This is a genomic window from Telluria sp. RB2R28 (assembly GCF_059685835.1).
Genome location: NZ_JCASIK010000001.1, coordinates 625583 through 643281 on the forward strand (window position 1 = coordinate 625583; position 17699 = coordinate 643281).

General features: G+C 64.0%; 18 protein-coding genes. 14 read left to right on the forward strand and 4 right to left on the reverse strand.

The window, feature by feature from the left end; translation table 11 throughout:
- Nucleotides 1-2: 2 nt before the first annotated feature.
- From tsaB to AC56LV_RS02810, 4 genes are read left to right on the forward strand one after another with little or no spacing between them, the layout of a single operon-like run.
- Entirely contained in the window at nt 3-710 is a 708-nt protein-coding gene (gene tsaB, locus AC56LV_RS02795; RefSeq protein WP_499555868.1) for a tRNA (adenosine(37)-N6)-threonylcarbamoyltransferase complex dimerization subunit type 1 TsaB, read from the forward strand.
- Entirely contained in the window at nt 707-1174 is a 468-nt protein-coding gene (gene rimI / locus AC56LV_RS02800; RefSeq protein WP_499501774.1) for a ribosomal protein S18-alanine N-acetyltransferase, read from the forward strand. Before tsaB ends, rimI begins: the two co-directional genes overlap by 4 nt.
- Nucleotides 1171-2094, forward strand: coding sequence for a uracil-DNA glycosylase (locus tag AC56LV_RS02805; protein ID WP_499555870.1), 924 nt, complete (start codon nt 1171-1173; stop codon nt 2092-2094). The genes rimI and AC56LV_RS02805 overlap by 4 nt, the downstream gene beginning before the upstream one ends.
- Nucleotides 2078-3016, forward strand: a complete 939-nt coding sequence (locus AC56LV_RS02810) for a DUF1853 family protein (protein WP_499555872.1) — start codon at nt 2078-2080, stop codon at nt 3014-3016. Before AC56LV_RS02805 ends, AC56LV_RS02810 begins: the two co-directional genes overlap by 17 nt.
- A gap of 458 nt (nt 3017-3474) precedes the next feature.
- Here AC56LV_RS02810 and lplT read toward each other — a convergent pair whose 3' ends face one another.
- Nucleotides 3475-4734, reverse strand: a complete 1260-nt coding sequence (lplT, locus tag AC56LV_RS02815) for a lysophospholipid transporter LplT (protein WP_499501777.1) — start codon at nt 4732-4734, stop codon at nt 3475-3477.
- A 161-nt stretch (nt 4735-4895) separates the two neighbouring features.
- Here lplT and alr point away from each other — a divergent pair, with 161 nt between their 5' ends.
- The 10 genes from alr (at nt 4896) to phoR (ending at nt 14897) form a co-directional block, all read left to right on the forward strand.
- Complete coding sequence (gene alr, locus AC56LV_RS02820; RefSeq protein ID WP_499555874.1) at nt 4896-6002, forward strand: alanine racemase; 1107 nt, start codon at nt 4896-4898, stop codon at nt 6000-6002.
- Between the two features lie 12 nt (nt 6003-6014).
- Complete coding sequence (radA, locus tag AC56LV_RS02825; protein ID WP_183551078.1) at nt 6015-7391, forward strand: DNA repair protein RadA; 1377 nt, start codon at nt 6015-6017, stop codon at nt 7389-7391.
- Nucleotides 7392-7484: 93 nt separating this feature from the next.
- Complete coding sequence (locus AC56LV_RS02830) at nt 7485-7805, forward strand: PilZ domain-containing protein (RefSeq protein WP_499555876.1); 321 nt, start codon at nt 7485-7487, stop codon at nt 7803-7805.
- A 466-nt stretch (nt 7806-8271) separates the two neighbouring features.
- Nucleotides 8272-9306 (forward strand): phosphate ABC transporter substrate-binding protein PstS, encoded by a 1035-nt coding sequence (gene pstS, locus AC56LV_RS02835; protein ID WP_499555878.1) that lies wholly within the window; start codon nt 8272-8274, stop codon nt 9304-9306.
- A 108-nt stretch (nt 9307-9414) separates the two neighbouring features.
- Nucleotides 9415-10437 carry a phosphate ABC transporter permease subunit PstC gene (pstC, locus tag AC56LV_RS02840; protein WP_258837573.1) on the forward strand — a complete coding sequence of 341 codons (1023 nt, stop codon included), beginning with the start codon at nt 9415-9417 and terminating at the stop codon, nt 10435-10437.
- 1 nt (nt 10438) lies between these two features.
- A complete protein-coding gene (gene pstA / locus AC56LV_RS02845; RefSeq protein WP_183551089.1) occupies nt 10439-11299 on the forward strand; it encodes a phosphate ABC transporter permease PstA in 861 nt (286 codons plus the stop codon).
- Nucleotides 11300-11335: 36 nt separating this feature from the next.
- Nucleotides 11336-12124 (forward strand): phosphate ABC transporter ATP-binding protein PstB, encoded by a 789-nt coding sequence (pstB, locus tag AC56LV_RS02850; RefSeq protein ID WP_258837575.1) that lies wholly within the window; start codon nt 11336-11338, stop codon nt 12122-12124.
- Between the two features lie 71 nt (nt 12125-12195).
- The gene (gene phoU, locus AC56LV_RS02855) at nt 12196-12897 is read left to right on the forward strand and encodes a phosphate signaling complex protein PhoU (protein ID WP_183551093.1); all 702 of its coding nucleotides are present in this window, start codon (nt 12196-12198) and stop codon (nt 12895-12897) included.
- 2 nt (nt 12898-12899) lie between these two features.
- Nucleotides 12900-13586 carry a response regulator gene (locus tag AC56LV_RS02860; RefSeq protein ID WP_183551095.1) on the forward strand — a complete coding sequence of 229 codons (687 nt, stop codon included), beginning with the start codon at nt 12900-12902 and terminating at the stop codon, nt 13584-13586.
- Between the two features lie 18 nt (nt 13587-13604).
- Nucleotides 13605-14897: a phosphate regulon sensor histidine kinase PhoR gene (gene phoR, locus AC56LV_RS02865; protein ID WP_499555880.1), complete on the forward strand. Its 1293-nt coding sequence runs from the start codon at nt 13605-13607 to the stop codon at nt 14895-14897.
- 486 nt (nt 14898-15383) lie between these two features.
- Here phoR and AC56LV_RS02870 read toward each other — a convergent pair whose 3' ends face one another.
- The 3 genes from AC56LV_RS02870 to AC56LV_RS02880 are packed head-to-tail and all read right to left on the reverse strand — an operon-like array spanning nt 15384 to nt 17652.
- Nucleotides 15384-15734 (reverse strand): DUF3325 domain-containing protein, encoded by a 351-nt coding sequence (locus tag AC56LV_RS02870; RefSeq protein WP_499555882.1) that lies wholly within the window; start codon nt 15732-15734, stop codon nt 15384-15386.
- A complete protein-coding gene (locus AC56LV_RS02875) occupies nt 15731-17368 on the reverse strand; it encodes a PepSY-associated TM helix domain-containing protein (RefSeq protein WP_499555884.1) in 1638 nt (545 codons plus the stop codon). Before AC56LV_RS02875 ends, AC56LV_RS02870 begins: the two co-directional genes overlap by 4 nt.
- Complete coding sequence (locus AC56LV_RS02880) at nt 17365-17652, reverse strand: DUF3649 domain-containing protein (protein WP_499555886.1); 288 nt, start codon at nt 17650-17652, stop codon at nt 17365-17367. The genes AC56LV_RS02875 and AC56LV_RS02880 overlap by 4 nt, the downstream gene beginning before the upstream one ends.
- Nucleotides 17653-17699 lie beyond the last annotated feature (47 nt).

The following is a 17699-nucleotide window of genomic DNA, read 5'->3' on the forward strand; positions in this document are numbered from 1 at the left end:
GGATGCCTACCATTCTTGCCATTGAAACCTCGGCCGAGCTGGCGTCTTGCGCGCTCCTGGTCAACGACGCCGTTATTGCCCGCGCTACGGCCGGCGTGCGCAGTCACTCGCAATCGATCCTGCCGATGGTGCAGGAACTGCTGCGCGAAGCCGGCATTGCGCTGGCAGACTGCGACGCGATTGCCTTCGGGGCCGGTCCCGGGTCGTTTACCGGTGTGCGTACGGCGTGCGGCGTCGCGCAGGGGCTGGCGTATGGCGCCAATCTGCCCGTGCTGCCGATGGTCACGCTGGCCGCGATGGCTGAAAGCTGCCGGGCGCGCTGCGGCGCGACCGAGGTGCTGGCGGTGCTCGACGCGCGCATGGGCGAAGTCTATTGGGCGCAGTATCGCTTCGATGGCGCATGGCGTGAGGTGGTGGCGCCCACGCTGAGCGCGCCGCAGGCCGTGGCGCCGCTGGCGGTGGCTGGTCTGCAGGCGTGTGGCAACGGCTTCGAGGCGTACGCAGATGCCTTTGTCGGGCAGGCATTTGCGGTCGGCGCCATGGCGGACATCGTGCCACATGCGCGTGAGATGGCGCCCCTTGCCGTTGACGCACTGGCGGCCGGGCAGGGCGTGCCGGCGGCGCAGGCGCAGCCGATTTACCTGCGCAACAAGATCGCGTTCACCACGGCCGAGCGCCTGGTGATCAATGCCGCCAAGGCCGCCGCATGAGCGACCTGCAAGATCTTGGCCTGCAACTGGCGCCGATGACGGCGGCCGACGTGGGCGAGGTGTGCGCGCTGGAGGCGAGCGTGTTTCCGTTTCCCTGGAGTCGCGGGAACTTCATCGACTCGCTCAACAGCGGCTACGATTGCTGGACCGTGCGCGATGATGCGGGCCAGCTGGCCGGCTACTACCTGTTGATGTACGCGCTGGACGAAGCGCACCTGCTCGACGTCGCGGTGGCGGCGAATCGCCAGCGCCAGGGACTGGGGCGGCGCTTGCTGGCCGTGCTGGCGGCGCGCGCGCGCAGCCAGGGAATGACGTCGATCCTGCTCGAGGTGCGGCCGTCGAACGAGCGCGCGCTGGACGTGTACCGGCGCCATGGCTACGTCCATATCGGGCGCCGCAAGGGCTACTATCCGGCCGGCGCCGCGGGCCGTGAAGATGCCATCGTGATGAGGCTGGATTTATGAAGACCGTGAGCGGGCGCGATGCGCTGTTCCTGAACGAGATGGGGATCGGGCCGTTGTGGCAGTTGCGGGCGGCGGCTGCACCGTCGACGGATGCTGCTGGTGACGACGTCGTTGACAGCGATGCTGGTGCTGCGGTCGATGCTGCGCCGGCGGTGGTGCCGGCTTCTGCTTCTGTTGCTCCTGCTGTTGCTGCACCTGCTTCTACACCGGTGCCGGTGCCTGATCCTGCGCCCGTCGCGCGCGGGATGACGCCGCTGTCGGCGCCGCCGTATCGCAATCCGCCGCCTGTCGCCACTGACGCTGCGTGGGACGACGGCAGTGACGCCGCGCCGGCCGCGCCCGACGTGTCGACGCTCGACTGGGCGGGCTTGCGCCAGGCGATTGCCGGCTGCAAGGACTGCGCCTGTGGGGAAGGGCGCAAGCCCGTGTATGGCGACGGACCGCGCCAGGCGCGCTGGCTGATCGCCGCCGGTACGCCGAGCGCGCTCGACGAGCAGGCCGGTCAGCCGCTGACGGGCGATGCGGGCAAACTGCTGGGCAATATGCTGCACGCCGTCGGCCTGTCGCGCGAGCGCGATGCGTATGTCACGCCGCTGGTGAAGTGCCGCCCGGTCAACGCCAGGGGCGGCGAGCGCGCCCCGACGCCTGAGGAAATCACGGCGTGCCGGCCATTCCTGGAGCGCGAGCTGGCGCTGACGGGGGCAACGACCGTGCTGACGATGGGGCAGGTCGCCGCCAACGGCCTGCTGGGCCGCGCGCTGACCGAGCCGCTGGCCGGCGTGCGCGGTCAGGTGCATGCGTTGAACGAGGTGCCACTGGTCGCCACGCTGCATCCGGGCGAATTGCTGCTACGCGGCGCCGACAAGGCGCTCGCCTGGGCCGACCTGTGCCGGGCGCGTTCGCTTGAACCCCGTAACTAGTTACCAGGCCGCGTTCCACGCGCGCTGGCGGCACCTGACGCTGCCACCGGTGCGCGCGCTGGCCTGGCTGCTCGACTCGCCTGATCTGCTCGATGGCGCCGCACCGGCATGGGCCGGACGCGTGGCGACGCTGGGGCCCGTCACGGACGAGGTCGCCACCTGGCTTGCGCAGTTGGACGCCGACCCATCGGCGCTGAGCGCCGCGCTCGGCGAGAAACCCTACACCCGACTGGGGCTGTACGCCGAAAAGCTGATGGCGTTCTACTTCGCGCAGCAGGGGCGGCTGGTCGCGCACGGCCTGCAAATCCGCGCCAACCGCAACGACACGGTCGGCGAATTCGACTTCCTGCTCGACAATGGCCCGGATGCGCTGGAGCACATCGAGTTCGCGACCAAGTTCTATCTGCAGGGCGAAGGCGGCGCAGGGGGTCTCGACACATTGGTCGGCCCCAACCTGGCCGATACGCTGGGCCTGAAGATGCGCAAGATCTTCGAGCGCCAGCTTGCACTCGGCCAGCACCCGGCCGCGCAAGCGCAACTACCACGTCCCGTCAACAAAGCCGGCGCGCTGGTCAAGGGCTGGCTGTTTTATCCCGCTGGTCACTGGCCGGCAATGCAAGGCATCACGCAAGGCCATTGCCGCGGCTTCTGGTGCGCACTGAGCGAGCTGGACAATCTGCCCGACGACACCTACGTGATCCTGCCAAAACTCGAATGGCTGGCGCCACTGCGCACTGCTGCACCGACTTGGACAATGACCCGCGCACAACTGGAAACCGAACTGACCGACCGCTTCGCCGCATCAAACACCCCAGCGCTGATCGCAAGAGTCCGCATACAAGACGACGCGCTGGAAGAAGCCGACCGCGGCTTCATCGTCCCCAACGACTGGCGCACCCGCGCCCAGGCCACCCACCCCTAACCCCCAATGAGGGTCAGAGTCGATTTATTGAGCAATTTCCCGAATTGCCCAATAAATAGCCCCCGACCCTGCCTTGAGCCCTGACGATGAGCCCGCTAAATAAAGTAGGGTCAGAGTAGATTTAATGGGTAATTCCCCAAAGTTGTCAAACAATTCGACTCTGACCCTAATTATTTTTTTGCTTGCTGGATTCGTTTAGTTTGACTGCCGGCATCAAATTCAGCCGATGACTGAACCGGTTCGGAAAGCGCTGACAAAGGCGTATTGCCCGGCAAGTTCAGGCCTGCCAGACAATTAGGGTCAGAGTCGAATTATTGAGCAATTTCTCACGAAAGCGAGAAAGCTGGGGACATAGTGGCTGCTCTGAGCTATTGCCTGCTGCATATGCCGAGCAGGGCAAGCTATACGGAAAGGGGTCAGGCGAAACGTTGTCAAACAATTCGACACTGACCCTAGTTTTAGTGTTTGCCTTCGCCGATCAGGCCGAGGGAGTCGTGTTCGCGCTGGTTCATCAGGTGGCGGCGTTGGATCAGCAGCATGATGCCGGCGACGGACAGGCCGAAGATGACGATGATGATGTTCAGGTCGAGGTTCAGCGTGATCATCACTGCGTAGGCGGCGAGCATCGTCAGGATCGACAGGTTTTCGTTGAAGTTCTGTACGGCGATCGAGTGGCCGGCGCTCATCAGGACGTGGCCGCGGTGCTGCAGCAGGGCGTTCATCGGGACCACGAAGAAGCCCGACAGGAAGCCGATGAAGGCCAGCAGCGGGTAGGCCAGCGTGACCGATTTTACGAATACCATGCTCGTCACCACCAGGCCCATGATGATGCCCATCGGGATCACGGTGAGCGACTTGCGCAGCGGGATCATGCGGGCGGCCATCGCGGCGCCCAGCGCGACGCCGATCGCGACCACGCCGATCAGGTTCGTTGCCTGGTCCAGCGGCAGCCCGAGCGATGCTTCAGCCCACTTGAGCACGATGAATTGCAGCGTCGCGCCAGCGCCCCAGAACAAGGTCGTCACCGCCAGTGAGATCTGGCCCAGCTTGTCACGCCACAGCGTGGCCGAGCAATTGGCGAAGTCGGTGATGAGCTTGATCGGATTGCGTTCCTGGTGCTCGTAGCGCGCGCCGGTGTCGGGGATGCGCAGGTTGAAGATGGCGGCCAGGATATAGATTGCGACGACAACGGCCATTGCGGCCTCGGCCGGTGTGTCGATGCCCAGGCGCGGCAGCAGGTCGAACGAGAGCAAAAAGCCCGAGCCGCGCGGGCTGACCAGCGTGCCGCCCAGCACCGTGCCGAGGATGATCGACATCACCGTCAAGCCTTCGATCCAGCCATTGGCCGGCACCAGTTTTTCCGGTGGCAGCAACTCGGTCAGGATGCCGTACTTGGCGGGCGAATACACGGCCGCGCCGAAGCCGACAACGGCGTACGAAATCAATGGGTGGACAGTGAAGAACATCAGCGCGCAGCCGAACACCTTGATGATGTTCGCGATGAACATCACGCGGCCCTTGTTGAGCGCGTCGGCGAAGGCGCCGACGAAGGCGGCCAGCAACACATAGAACAGGACGAACGACAGCTTCAGCAGCGGAGTGAGCGATGCCGGGGCGTCCATTGCGACGAGCAGGCTGATCGCGACAAACAGGAGCGCGTTATCTGCCAGCGACGAGAAGAACTGCGCCGCCATGATGGTATAAAAACCACGGTTCATTCTAAAATTCTAAAGTTCGGTCCGGGTTGCTTTATACCATGAATGGCTGGCGTGGCGAAGCCAATACGATGCCCCGTGACTGCACCGGCAACGCCCCGTGGCCTGCTCCGGTAGAATAGCCACTCCCACTTTTCGTACCGGTTTCATCCCGATCGCCGACCATGCCGCGCCCACTCTTTGCCACTATTCACCCGGACTCGATGCATCACAATCTGTCGCAGGCCCGCACCTGCGCGCCTATGGCGAAGATCTGGGCGGTCGTCAAAGCCGATGCCTACGGCCACGGCCTGGAACGCGCGATGCACGGCTTCGCCACGGCCGATGGCCTGGCACTGATCGAGCTCGAAAACGCCATTCGCCTGCGCGAACTTGGCTGGATCAAGCCAATCCTCTTATTAGAGGGATTCTTCGAAGCGGCCGACGTGCCCCTGCTGGCCGAACACAATATCGTCACGGCCGTGCACTCGGTCGAGCAGATCAAGCTGCTCGAATACACCCAGCTCTACCGCCCGATCGACGTCTACCTGAAAATGAACACGGGGATGAACCGCCTGGGCCTGCGCCCCGACGAGTACGCGGCCGCCTACAAGCGGCTGCGCGCAATCCCCGACGTGCGCAACATCACGCACATGACGCACTTCGCCAACGCCGACGAACTGGAACATCCGCTCTTGACCATCGCCGAGCAGGTGCGCCGCTTCCAGATCGGCGCCGGCGACCTGCCCGGCGAGCGCAGCCTGTCCAATTCGGGCGGCGTGCTGCATCAGGCTGAGCTGGCAGAACACCTGTCCAACGACTGGGTCCGCCCCGGCATCATGCTGTACGGCGGCACGCCGGGCGGGCGCAGCGCGGGCGATTTCGGCCTGCGCCCGACGATGACGCTGCGCTCGGAAATCATCGGCATCCAGCACATCGAGCGTGGCGACACGGTCGGCTATGGCAGCCGTTTCGTGGCCGACGGCCCGATGACGATCGGCGTCGTCGCCTGTGGCTACGCAGACGGCTACCCGCGCAGCGCGCCCCACGGCACGCCGGTGATCGTCGATGGCGTGCGCACAGGGCTGATCGGCCGCGTCTCGATGGACATGATGACGGTCGACCTCTCGCCGGTGCCCAATGCGCGCATCGGCAGCAAGGTCACGCTGTGGGGCGACGGCCTGCCGATCGATGACGTGGCGCAGGCCGCCGGCACGATCGGCTACGAATTGATGTGCGCTGTCGCGCCGCGCGTGCGCATCGCCGAAGGCCGCCTGGGCACTGATGGATAACCGATAGAGAACATGGCAAAAGCAAAAACCAATTACACCTGCTCCGAATGCGGCGCGATCGCCACCCGCTGGATGGGGCAGTGCGCCGACTGCAAGGCCTGGAACACGATGGTCGAAACCGTCGTCGAGGCGCCCGGCGTGAACCGCATGTCGCAAACCCCACACCGCGCGCTGGCGCAGACCGCGCCGGTGCTGTCGCTGGCCGATATCGAGGCGATCGACGTCCCGCGCTTTGGCACCGGTATCGAGGAATTCGACCGCGTGCTGGGTGGCGGCCTGGTGGCCGGCGGCGTCGTGCTGATTGGCGGCGACCCGGGCATCGGCAAGTCGACGCTGCTGCTGCAGGCGTTGGCCAGCCTGTCGAAAACGCGCTCCACGCTGTATGTCAGCGGCGAAGAATCCGGCGCCCAGATCGCGCTGCGTGCGCGCCGGCTCGCGGTCGACGCGCAAGACCTCAAATTGCAGGCCGAAATCCAGCTCGAGAAAATTCTCGGCACGATCGCCGACCTGAAGCCCGAAGTGGCGGTGATCGACTCGATCCAGACCGTGTATTCGGACGCGCTCACGTCAGCCCCCGGCTCGGTGGCCCAGGTGCGCGAATGCGCGGCGCAACTGACGCGCGTGGCCAAGCAGACCGGCGTGACCATCATCCTGGTCGGCCACGTGACGAAAGAGGGCGCGCTGGCCGGCCCGCGCGTGCTCGAACACATCGTCGACACGGTGCTGTATTTCGAGGGCGATACGCAGTCGAGCTTCCGCCTGGTGCGGGCGATCAAGAACCGCTTCGGCGCCGTCAACGAGCTGGGCGTGTTCGCGATGACCGAGAAGGGTCTGAAAGGTGTGTCGAATCCGTCCGCGCTGTTCCTGTCGCAGCATGACACGCCGGTGCCGGGCTCCTGCGTCATGGTCACGCAGGAGGGCACGCGCCCGCTGCTGGTCGAGATCCAGGCGCTGGTCGACACGAGCCATCTGCCCAATGCACGCCGCCTGTCCGTCGGCCTTGAGCAGAACCGGCTGGCGATGCTGCTGGCGGTGCTGCACCGTCACGCCGGCATTGCCGCATTCGACCAGGACGTGTTCATCAATGCAGTCGGCGGCGTGAAGATCACCGAACCGGCGGCCGACCTGGCCGTGCTGCTGGCGATCAATTCATCGATGCGTAGTAAACCGTTGCCACGCGGGCTCGTCGTGTTTGGCGAAGTGGGTCTGGCCGGTGAAATCCGGCCGGCGCCGCGTGGCCAGGAACGCCTGCGCGAAGCGGCCAAGCTGGGCTTTTCGATTGCCGTGATTCCGAAGGCGAATGCGCCGAAGCAGAAAATCGAGGGCATGACGATCATCGCCGTCGAACGCATCGAAGAAGCATTCAACAAACTGCGCGAACTCGACTAGCCACGTGGCCAATCGGAGCGGCTCAACAATGCCGTGCCGGAACCCGTGGATGTTCCTATAATAGTGTCTCTTATCAGGCATCATGGGAAACACGTGTTACAAGAGCAGAGGCAGTCCCCGCGCAAAGTATTGCGTACCAAAGTCTTGCTGGCCATCGACGGCCGGGCGCCGTTCACCGGCAAGAGCGTCGATGTCAGCACCAACGGCATCAGTGTCAACATCCCCGACCCGGTGCCGGTCGGGCTCGCCGGCCAGCTGCGTTTCGACCTGATGATCGACGGCCGCTTCACGACGATCGACACCCATGCCAAAGCGCTGCACTGCATCTTCAGCAGCGGTGAGTACAAAGTGGGGTTCAAGTTCCAGAGCCTCGACCTGGCAGCGGTGACGGCGCTGGCGCGCTTCCTGCGCTGATCTCGATGTGCCATGCGACAAGCGGCGAGCGCCCTGAGGCCTCGCCGCTTGCTGTCTGACCCGCTGAGCGGGTTTGTCGCTATTCGTGATAGCGGTCTTCGAGTTGCCTGGCACTGCCACGTACTTCCTGGTAGATCTCGAACGCGACCAGCGCCGCCAGCCCGCCCAGGATCCCCATGACCATCATGTCCAGCATACAATCATCAACGCCGTTAAGCATCCCCTCCATGTGACAACGACACTTCAGGTTAGCAGCTGGCACGGTATTTACAAGGCGCGCGACGGTCGAAAAATATCGGTGACCGCCCAGCCGCGCGCCGCGTCCCCACCGGCAATGCCATGCTTGCGGCGGTGTCATGTTCGTGTCACATTTCAGAATATGTCATGAACTTGTCATATTCGCCCGCTAGACTGCGCTTCATCGTCAGCGGGATCGTCCCGTCGTTCTATTTTCAGAGGATCAGATATGCGCATGAAGCATCTCTTCGTTTCGATCGCTGTTGCCGCTTCGGCATTCACCGCAACCGCCCAGGCCGCCAACATCACCGGCGCAGGCGCGACGTTCCCTTACCCTATTTATGCCAAATGGGCCGAGCTGTACAAGGCAGCATCGGGCAACGGCCTGAATTACCAGTCGGTCGGTTCCGGCGCCGGCATCAAGCAGATCAAGGCCAAGACCGTCGACTTCGGCGCGTCCGACATGCCGCTGGCAGCGGCTGAACTCAACGCCGCCGGCCTGTTCCAGTTCCCGGCCGTGATGGGCGGCGTCGTGCCGATCGTGAACCTGGCAGGCATCGCCCCGGGCCAGATGAAACTGAGCGGCGCCGTCATCGCCGACATCTACATGGGCAAGATCGTCAAGTGGAACGCGCCGCAGATCGCCGCGCTGAACCTGGGCGTCAAACTGCCGGACGCCGACATCACCGTCGTGCGCCGCGCCGACAGCTCGGGTACCTCGTTCCTGTGGACCGACTTCCTGTCGAAGTCGAGCCCGGAATGGAAGACGAAAGTCGGCGCCGGCACCACCGTCAAGTGGGCAGTGGGCGTGGGCGGCAAGGGCAACGAAGGCGTGGCCGCCAACGTGCAGCGCATCAAGGGCGGCATCGGCTACGTCGAGTGGGCCTACGCCAAGAAGAACAAGATGTCGCACACCCAGCTCCAGAACAAGGATGGCGTGTTCCTGCAGCCAAGCGACGACGCCTTCAAGGCCGCCGCCGCTGGCGCCAACTGGTCGGGCACCCCGGGCTTCGCGGTCATCCTGACCGACCAGCCAGGCAAGGACAGCTGGCCAGTCACGGGCGCGTCGTACATCCTCGTGCACAAAGCGCAGGACGCGGCCAAGGGCAAGGAAGTGCTGAAGTTCTTCGACTGGTCGTACAAGAATGGCGCTGCCTCGGCCGCCGAACTCGATTACGTGCCAATGCCTGCGCCTGTCATCAAGCTCGTGCAGGACGCCTGGCGCACCAATCTGAAAGACACCACCGGCAAGGCGCTCTGGTAATCCATACTTTTTCACCATCGAAGGACCGGCTCGACCGGTCCTTCTGCATGCCAGCGATATTGACAAAACGATATTGATTACGAGTCTTATAGCGAGTCTTCCACACATATGAGCGCCCACCCATCCTTGTCCGTGCAGGACCTGCCTGAACAGGCTGCAGCCGAAGACGCCCGTCGTTACGCCGCCTTGCGCACGACAATGCGCAACCAGCGCATCCAGGACTTCTTCTTCCACAAAATCACGCTGCTGTTTGCTGCCACGGTCCTGGCGGTGCTGATCGGGATCATCATCTCGCTGGCCATCGGCGCCGCGCCGGCGTTCTCGCAGTTTGGCCCGGGCTTCATCACCCGCGTCGAATGGGATCCGGTGAACGACGAGTTCGGCGCCATGATCGCCATCTGGGGCACGCTGGCCACCTCGATCATCGCGCTGGCCGTTGCCTTCCCGATCAGCTTCGGTATCGCACTGTTCCTGACCGAGATCTGCCCGGCCTGGCTGCGCCGCCCGCTGGGCACTGCCGTCGAGCTGCTCGCCGGCGTGCCGTCGATCATCTACGGTATGTGGGGTCTGTTCGTGTTCGCGCCGATGTTCGCCGACCACGTGCAGCCGTTGCTGAAGGAAACCATCGGCCAGTTGCCGGTCATCGGCGTCATCTTCCAGGGCCCGACGATGGGTATCGGCATCATGACCGCCGGCCTGATCCTGGCGATCATGATCATCCCGTTCATCGCGTCGGTGATGCGCGACGTGTTCGAAATCGTGCCGACCGTGCTGAAGGAATCGGCATACGGCCTCGGTTGCACGCGCTGGGAAGTAGTGCGCAAGGTCGTGCTGCCATACACCCGCAACGGTGTGGTGGGCGGCGTCATGCTGGGCCTGGGCCGCGCGCTGGGTGAGACGATGGCCGTGACCTTCGTGATTGGTAACGCGCACTCGCTGTCGGCGTCGCTGTTCTCGCCCGGTAATTCGATTTCGTCGACGCTCGCCAACGAATTTGCCGAAGCAGCCAGCACGCTGCACTCGTCGTCGCTGTTTGCGCTGGCACTGATCCTGTTTGGCATCACGTTCATCGTGCTGTCGGCGGCCAAGATCATGCTGCTTGGTATGTCCCGTAACGAAGGTACGAAATAAGATGAACACTGCTACCAAGAACCCGGTGTATCGCCGTCGCCTGCTGGCGCACCGCATCGGCATCACGCTGTCGGTGTGCGCGATGGGCATCGGTCTGGCCTTCCTGGCCTGGATTCTGTTCACGCTGCTGTACAACGGCCTGGGCGGCCTGTCGGCCACGCTGTTTACCGCTGACACGCCGGCCCCGGGCACGCCCGGTGGCGGCTTGCGCAATGCCATTCTGGGCAGCGTGATGATGGTTGGCCTGTCGACGCTGATCAGCACGCCGGTTGGCATCCTGGCCGGTATCTATCTGGCCGAGTACGGCGAGAACAACAAGTTCGCGCAAGTCACGCGCTTCGTGACCGACATCATGCTGTCGGCTCCGTCGATCGTGATCGGCCTGTTCGTGTACGCGATCTACGTTGCCAAGGTTCAGCACTTCTCGGGCTACGCCGGCACGATCGCGCTGTCGCTGATCGCCATCCCGGTCGTCGTGCGCACTACCGACAACATGCTGCGCCTCGTACCGCCCAGCCTGCTCGAAGCGGCGTATGCGCTGGGCGCGCCGCACTGGAAAGTGGCCCTGACCGTGCGCCTGCGCGCCGTGAAGGCCGGCGTCGTTACCGGCGTGCTGCTGGCCGTGGCTCGCGTTACGGGTGAAACCGCGCCGCTGCTGTTCACTGCGCTGAACAACCAGTTCTACAGCCACGACATGAATGCGCCGCTGGCGAACCTGCCGGTGGTGATCTACACCTACGCCATGAGCCCGTATGACGACTGGCGCTCGCTGGCCTGGGCCGGTGCATTGCTGGTGACCACGACCGTGTTGTTGCTGAACATCCTGTCGCGTACGCTGTTCAGCCAAAAAACCCCGAATTAATTCACTCTGATAAACGATAAAGTGATGAACCAAGCCATGCTCAATACGACTCCGACCCCGGCTGCGGCCAAAGCCAAGACGATCGAAATCGAAGGCCTGAACTTCTTTTACGGTAAAACGCAGAGTCTGAAGAATGTCAGCCTCGACATCCACGCCAAGCAGGTCACGGCCTTCATCGGCCCGTCGGGCTGCGGCAAGTCGACGCTGCTGCGCACCCTCAACCGGATGTACGACCTGTACCCGGGCCAGCGCGCCGAAGGCAAGATCATGTACCGCGGCGGCAATATCCTCGACGCAGGCGTCGACGTGAACATGCTGCGCGCCAAGGTCGGCATGGTGTTCCAGAAGCCGACCCCGTTCCCGATGTCGATCTACGACAACATCGCGTTCGGCGTGCGCCTGTACGAGAACCTGTCGAAAGGCGAGATGGACGAGCGCGTCGAGTGGGCCCTGAAAAAGGCGGCGCTGTGGGAAGAAGCCAAGGACAAGCTGTCCAAGAGCGGCCTGTCGCTGTCAGGCGGCCAGCAGCAGCGCCTGTGCATCGCGCGCGGTGTGGCAGTCAAGCCCGACGTGCTGCTGCTCGATGAGCCGACCTCGGCGCTGGACCCGATCTCGACCGCCAAGATCGAAGAGCTGATCAGCGAACTCAAGCAGGATTACACGATCACCATCGTGACCCACAATATGCAGCAGGCCGCGCGCTGCTCCGACTACACCGCCTATATGTACCTGGGCGAGTTGGTCGAATTCGGCGAGACCGACCAGATCTTCATGAAGCCGGCGCGCAAGGAAACGCAGGACTATATTACCGGCCGTTTCGGTTGATTGAACAGGCTGAGACTTTATCGGCCGGCCCACTTGGTCCGGCTTCACAAGAATATTGACGGAGAGTTTGTATGACAGGCGAGCATTCATCCAAGCAGTACGACCAGGAACTCGAAGGGATCCGTTCCCAGGTCTTGCTGATGGGCGGCATGGTGGAAACCCAGTTCGAAGAGGCGCTGGAATGCTTCCGCATCGGCGACATCGCGCGCGCCGAGCGCGTGATGGCCGAAGACCAGGCCGTCAACCAGCTTGAAGTCGCGCTGGACGACGCCTGCAGCCACCTGATCGTGAAACGCCAGCCGACCGCGAACGACCTGCGCACCGTGATGGCCACCATCAAGGTGATCACCGACCTCGAGCGCATCGGCGACGAAGCGACCAAGGTTGCGCGCACGGCGAAAAGCCTGCACGAGCGGGGCGCGACGGGCTTTGCCCATTTCGACATGATCCGCACGATCGCCAAGGCGACGTCCGAACTGCTGCACGATTCGCTCGACGCGTTCGCGCGCCTGGACGGCAAGCAGGCCTTGCAGATCATCGCGGGCGACGAAGTGGTCGACCACGAATTCCGCGTGATTTTGCGCACGATGGTCACGTTCATGATGGAAGACCCGCGCACGATTTCGTCGGCGCTCGACACGTTGTGGGTGGCCAAGGCCATCGAGCGCATCGGCGACCATGCCAAGAACATCGCCGAATACGTGATCTACGTGGTCGAGGGCCGCGACATCCGCCACAGCAAGCCGACGCTCGGCGAGCCGCCGGTACTGTGAGCATGGCCGACACCACCTCCGTCCTCGTGGTCGAGGACGAGCCGGCGATCGTCGAACTGGTGACCTATTCGCTGCGCGAAGCGGGCTGGGAAATCCGCACGGCCGATACGGCGGCCGGCGCCTGGGACAGCATCAGCCGGGGCAAGCCCGACCTGCTGCTGCTGGACTGGATGCTGCCCGACCAGAGCGGCTTGCGCTTGCTGTCGCGCCTGCGCGCCGACCGCGACTTCCAGGAGCTGCCGGTGATCATGCTGACCGCCAAGAGCATGGAAGAAGACAAGCTGGCGGGGCTGAACAGCGGCGCCGACGACTACATCACCAAGCCGTTCTCGCCGCGCGAGCTGCTGGCCCGTTCGCGCGCGCTGCTGCGCCGCAAGAGCCCGCACCTGGCCGAAGCGCCGCTGCGCGCCGGCAGCGTGACGCTCGATCCGAACAGCTGCACCGTGACGGTCGAGAACCAGCAGATCGACATCGGCAACGCCGAATACAAGCTGCTCAAGTACCTGCTGGCGCACCGCGAGCGCGTGTTTTCGCGCGCCCAGTTGCTCGACAAGGTGTGGGGCGACCATGCGGTGATCGAAGAGCGCACGGTCGACGTGCATGTGCTGCGGCTGCGCAAGGCGCTGAAATCGGCCGATGGCCTGATCCGCACGGTGCGCAGCGTCGGCTACATGCTGTCCGAAAAATAGTCTGTGTCGAAGGACGCGATGAATCCCAAGTTGCTGTTCTGGGTCCCGGCGCTGTTGCGCCTGGGGCTGTTGTTTGCCTTTGCGGGCCTCGTCTGGTGGTGGCTGGGGCTGGTGGCCGGGCTGTCGCTGGCGCTGGCCGCCACCGTCACGGCCATCATTGTCCAGCTCTCGTATCTGCAGAAGCTGGGCGAATGGCTCGAGCATCCGCAAGAGACGCGCCTGCCTGACGGCTGGGGCGCCTGGACCGAAGCGTTCGCGCGCCTGTACCACCTGCGGCGCGACGACAAGAAGCACCAGGCCGAGCTGACCGAGTGGCTGGCCCGCTTCCGCCAGGCGATGCACCTGCTGCCGGAAGGCGTCGCGATCATGGACGACGTGCTGTTTTTGGAATGGTGCAACCCGGCGCTCGAGCGCCATCTGGGCCTGACGATGGAGCGCGACAAGGGCCTGCGCGTGACCAATCTGGTGCGCCATCCGGACTTCATCGACTACATCATCCTGGGCCGCTACGAGCAGCCGCTGACGCTGGCGTTCCGGGGCCGCAAGATCGAATGCCGCATCATCCCGTTCGAGAACCGGCGCCAGATCCTGGTCACGCACGACGCGACCGACACCGAGCGGATCGAAGCGATGCGGCGTGACTTCATCGCCAACGCGTCGCACGAACTGCGCACGCCGCTGACGGTGATCGTGGGCTTCTTGGAAATCGCGATGGCCGACCCGGGCCTGGACGTGACCACGCGCACGGCGCACCTGACCTTGATGACGGAGCAGGCGCAGCGCATGCAGCGGCTGATCCAGGACATGCTGACGCTGTCGCGGCTGGAGTCGGACGAATTCCCGCTCAAGCGCGAGCGGGTGGATATCAAGATTCTGGTCGAATCCATCGCCGCCGAAGCGCGCGCGCTGTCGGGCGGCCGGCACACGATCGAGGTGGCCGTGGACGGCCCGGACGTCATGGGCAGCATGGAAGAACTGCGCAGCGCCTTCGCCAACCTGGCATCGAACGCGGTGCGCTACTCGCCCAACGGCGGCACGATCCGCCTGGCATGGTCACGCGGCCCGGATGCGCTGGCGTTCGCCGTGACCGACTGCGGCATCGGCATCGACCCGGAACACATTCCGCGCCTGACCGAGCGCTTCTACCGTGTGGACAAGAGCCGCTCGCGCGAAACGCAGGGCACGGGCCTCGGCCTGGCCATCGTCAAGCACGTGCTGCTGCGCCACGGCGGCAAGCTGACGATCACGTCACAACCCGGCAAAGGCAGCACCTTCGCCGCTACGCTCCCCAACACCTCGCTCCCAGCGTAACCCTCCGACCCCAGAAGCAATTGCCTTCCAATTGGGGTCAGAGTCGAATTGTTTGACAACTTTGTGACATGCCGGGGAGATCTTCCGGTTGATCACGAATTGCACGGAAACGTTTGTTTGAGACAATCAGGGTCGGAGTCGAATTAATGGCAATTCTGGGAAATTGCTCAATAATTCGACTCTGACCCTGATTGTTTTTCAGGCGCCTGGACGAGAAGAACAATTGATTTCGACTGTAACGATGGGCACAAGCAAATAAAGGTGCCGTTCAATAGATCGAGCGACTTTTTTCGGCGATTTGACGTCTAAACCATGAGGGTCAGAGTCGAATTAATGAGCAACTTCGAAAGTTGTCAAACAATTCGACTCTGACCCTAATTGTCTTTTGGGCAAGCTGGAGTGAGGAAATTGAGGGTCGGAAAAACGTCGTGGTGCGAGTGGGAAATTACCCAACAATTCGACTCTGACCCTAATTGTTATTAAGGGTTAGTGCAGGAGGAGGAGGGCGGTGGTCAGGGCGGCTGCCGGGATGCCGACCCAGGCGCCTTGGGCGACTTTGCGGGGGGCGTATTGCAGCATGGCGGCGACTGTCCAGGCGGCGACCGACAGGACGCCGCACCACAGCACCGGGCCGACGTGCCAGCCGCGGGCGGCGATGCAGGCGGCGAAGGAGAGTGCCAGGCCCAGCCATGCCAATGCGCGCATGCGCATCCTCAGGGCTGGCGCCGGCGCCTTGCCGCGGCCGTGCAGGTCGGCGTAGTGGCGGTCCATCACGATGCCTTTGGCGGCGAATGCGCTGAATGCGAGTGAAACACTGCTGAGAAATAGCATGCTCATACGGGCTCCATGGTCGAGGTCGATCCGGCGTCAGCCGCCGTCTGCTTTTTCGCTGCTTTCTGTTTTGCCTTGTGCCCCAGCCACCAGGCGGCCCAGCCCAGCAACGCGCCCAGTATCAGGACGACGATGTCGAACGCCGCCACCGGTCGCAGGCCCGGCCCGCCCAGCAGCGACACGCCCAGGTGTGAATTGGTCGTGAAGATATTTAGCACCGGGATCCCGGCCAGCAGCACCGCACCCACCGTTAGCTGGAAACGCCACATCGCGCGTGTCGGCCTGATCTGCGCGAGGAGGGCCGCGGCGCCCCAGGCGATGAAGAACCAGTTGCCTTCGGCACTGGCGCGCTGGGCCATGTCCACCGGCAGCAGGCGATTGGCCCAGAAGAAGGCGGCAAATGCGATCGGCAAGCCGGCAATGGCGCCGATGTTCAGTGCGTCGACCAGGCGCACGCCGAAGCCGACGCGCCCGCCGTTGGCCACGATCCTGGCGTACGACTGGCGTTCCCGCACGCCCCACAGCAGCGCGCCGGTGGCGACCATCGCGCTGCCGGCCAAGCCGCACACGAAGAACAGTGCGCGCAGCAGCGGATCGGCAAAGTGCGCCAGGTGCATGCCGTAGATGGCGGCGCGGGTGGACAGCGTCGTGCTCATTGGCGGCGTCTGCGACACCAGGGCGCCGCTGACGCCATCGAAGGTCATTGCCGGCTCGAGGTTCGACAACTGCTGGCCCGACGGCCGATACAATTCCACGCGCGCCGCCGCATCGTTCGGATGGCTGATTGCTACGCGCGATGGCGTCACGCCCCACGCCCGTTCGGCCTGTTGCAGCATTGGCGCGATATCGGCCAGCGGCGCGGCGATGTCCGCCGGCTTGCCGCGCTCAAAGTTGCCGAACACGTCGCTGAACATCGTGTTCTGCTCGTCGCCGTACAGCGCCTTGGTGGGCGCGGGCATGTAGATGAACATCAGCGTCACGATGCCCGTGTAGGTGATCATCAAATGAAACGGCAGTGCCAGCACGGCAGTCGCATTGTGCGCATCCAGCCACGAGCGCTGGCCTTTTTTCGGCCGAAACGTGAAGAAGTCCTTGAAGATGCGCTTGTGCGTGATCACGCCGCTGATGATCGCCACCAGCATGAACATCGCGCCAATGCCAACGATCCAACGGCCCCAGATGGCCGGCATGTAGTGCAGGTCGAAGTGCAGGCGGTACAGGAATTCGCCGCCACGGGTGTCGCGCGGTTTGGCGGTCGCCAGGCCCGTCGACGGGTCCAGCGTGACATTCTGGTCGCGCAGCGCATTGCGGCGCTCTGCGCGCGTCATGTCTTTTTTCGGCGGATTCTGCCAAGCGGCCTGGATCAGCGGATTGCGCTCGTCGGGCAGGTCGATCGTCCAGCGCGTCGCCTTGGGCGCGCGTTCCTGCAACGTGCGCACGGCCAGTTGCGCCGACTGCGCCGGGGAGAGCGTGGCCGGCGCAGCGGCTGCCGCGTGCAGCTCGGGCTTCATCCAGAACGTGATCTCGTGCCGGTAATACGCCGCCGTGCCGCCCATGAACACCAGCAGCAGCAGCCAGCACACGAGCAGGCCAGCCCACGTATGCACCCACGCCATCGATTGCCGCAAGCCGTCCTTCATGCCGTTCCCCCGACCAGCCACAAGATCGCGCCCAGCACCGCACACGTCCCGGCCACGCCAACGCAGGCGCGCAGTGCGCTGCGCGTGGCAAAGACCCACAGGATCACGCAGGGATAGATGACGAACGCCAGCAGCGTGGCGATGGTGACGGCATCGGCGCGTGGCAGCGGCAGCGCCAGCGCGATCAGTGCGCCGGCAAGCGCTGCGAGCACATAGCCGCCGCCGATCGCGGCCACCGCGCGGGCGGTGACGCCGCCACGGTAGCGCCAGGTGATCGTGGTCATGAGCCCGGGCCTTTCTTCAGACGACGGATGGCGGCACTGGATGCACG

What these genes read in the sequence shown, in the direction of transcription:
- AC56LV_RS02880 (WP_499555886.1), bottom strand. Translation starts at nt 17,652, where the DNA reads ATGACCACGATCACCTGGCGCTACCGTGGCGGCGTCACCGCCCGCGCG.
- AC56LV_RS02860 (WP_183551095.1), top strand. Translation starts at nt 12,900, where the DNA reads ATGGCCGACACCACCTCCGTCCTCGTGGTCGAGGACGAGCCGGCGATC.
- pstS (WP_499555878.1), top strand. Translation starts at nt 8,272, where the DNA reads ATGCGCATGAAGCATCTCTTCGTTTCGATCGCTGTTGCCGCTTCGGCA.
- AC56LV_RS02805 (WP_499555870.1), top strand. Translation starts at nt 1,171, where the DNA reads ATGAAGACCGTGAGCGGGCGCGATGCGCTGTTCCTGAACGAGATGGGG.
- pstC (WP_258837573.1), top strand. Translation starts at nt 9,415, where the DNA reads ATGAGCGCCCACCCATCCTTGTCCGTGCAGGACCTGCCTGAACAGGCT.
- phoU (WP_183551093.1), top strand. Translation starts at nt 12,196, where the DNA reads ATGACAGGCGAGCATTCATCCAAGCAGTACGACCAGGAACTCGAAGGG.
- AC56LV_RS02875 (WP_499555884.1), bottom strand. Translation starts at nt 17,368, where the DNA reads ATGAAGGACGGCTTGCGGCAATCGATGGCGTGGGTGCATACGTGGGCT.
- phoR (WP_499555880.1), top strand. Translation starts at nt 13,605, where the DNA reads ATGAATCCCAAGTTGCTGTTCTGGGTCCCGGCGCTGTTGCGCCTGGGG.
- rimI (WP_499501774.1), top strand. Translation starts at nt 707, where the DNA reads ATGAGCGACCTGCAAGATCTTGGCCTGCAACTGGCGCCGATGACGGCG.
- pstB (WP_258837575.1), top strand. Translation starts at nt 11,336, where the DNA reads ATGCTCAATACGACTCCGACCCCGGCTGCGGCCAAAGCCAAGACGATC.
- alr (WP_499555874.1), top strand. Translation starts at nt 4,896, where the DNA reads ATGCCGCGCCCACTCTTTGCCACTATTCACCCGGACTCGATGCATCAC.
- radA (WP_183551078.1), top strand. Translation starts at nt 6,015, where the DNA reads ATGGCAAAAGCAAAAACCAATTACACCTGCTCCGAATGCGGCGCGATC.
- pstA (WP_183551089.1), top strand. Translation starts at nt 10,439, where the DNA reads ATGAACACTGCTACCAAGAACCCGGTGTATCGCCGTCGCCTGCTGGCG.
- tsaB (WP_499555868.1), top strand. Translation starts at nt 3, where the DNA reads ATGCCTACCATTCTTGCCATTGAAACCTCGGCCGAGCTGGCGTCTTGC.
- lplT (WP_499501777.1), bottom strand. Translation starts at nt 4,734, where the DNA reads ATGAACCGTGGTTTTTATACCATCATGGCGGCGCAGTTCTTCTCGTCG.
- AC56LV_RS02870 (WP_499555882.1), bottom strand. Translation starts at nt 15,734, where the DNA reads ATGAGCATGCTATTTCTCAGCAGTGTTTCACTCGCATTCAGCGCATTC.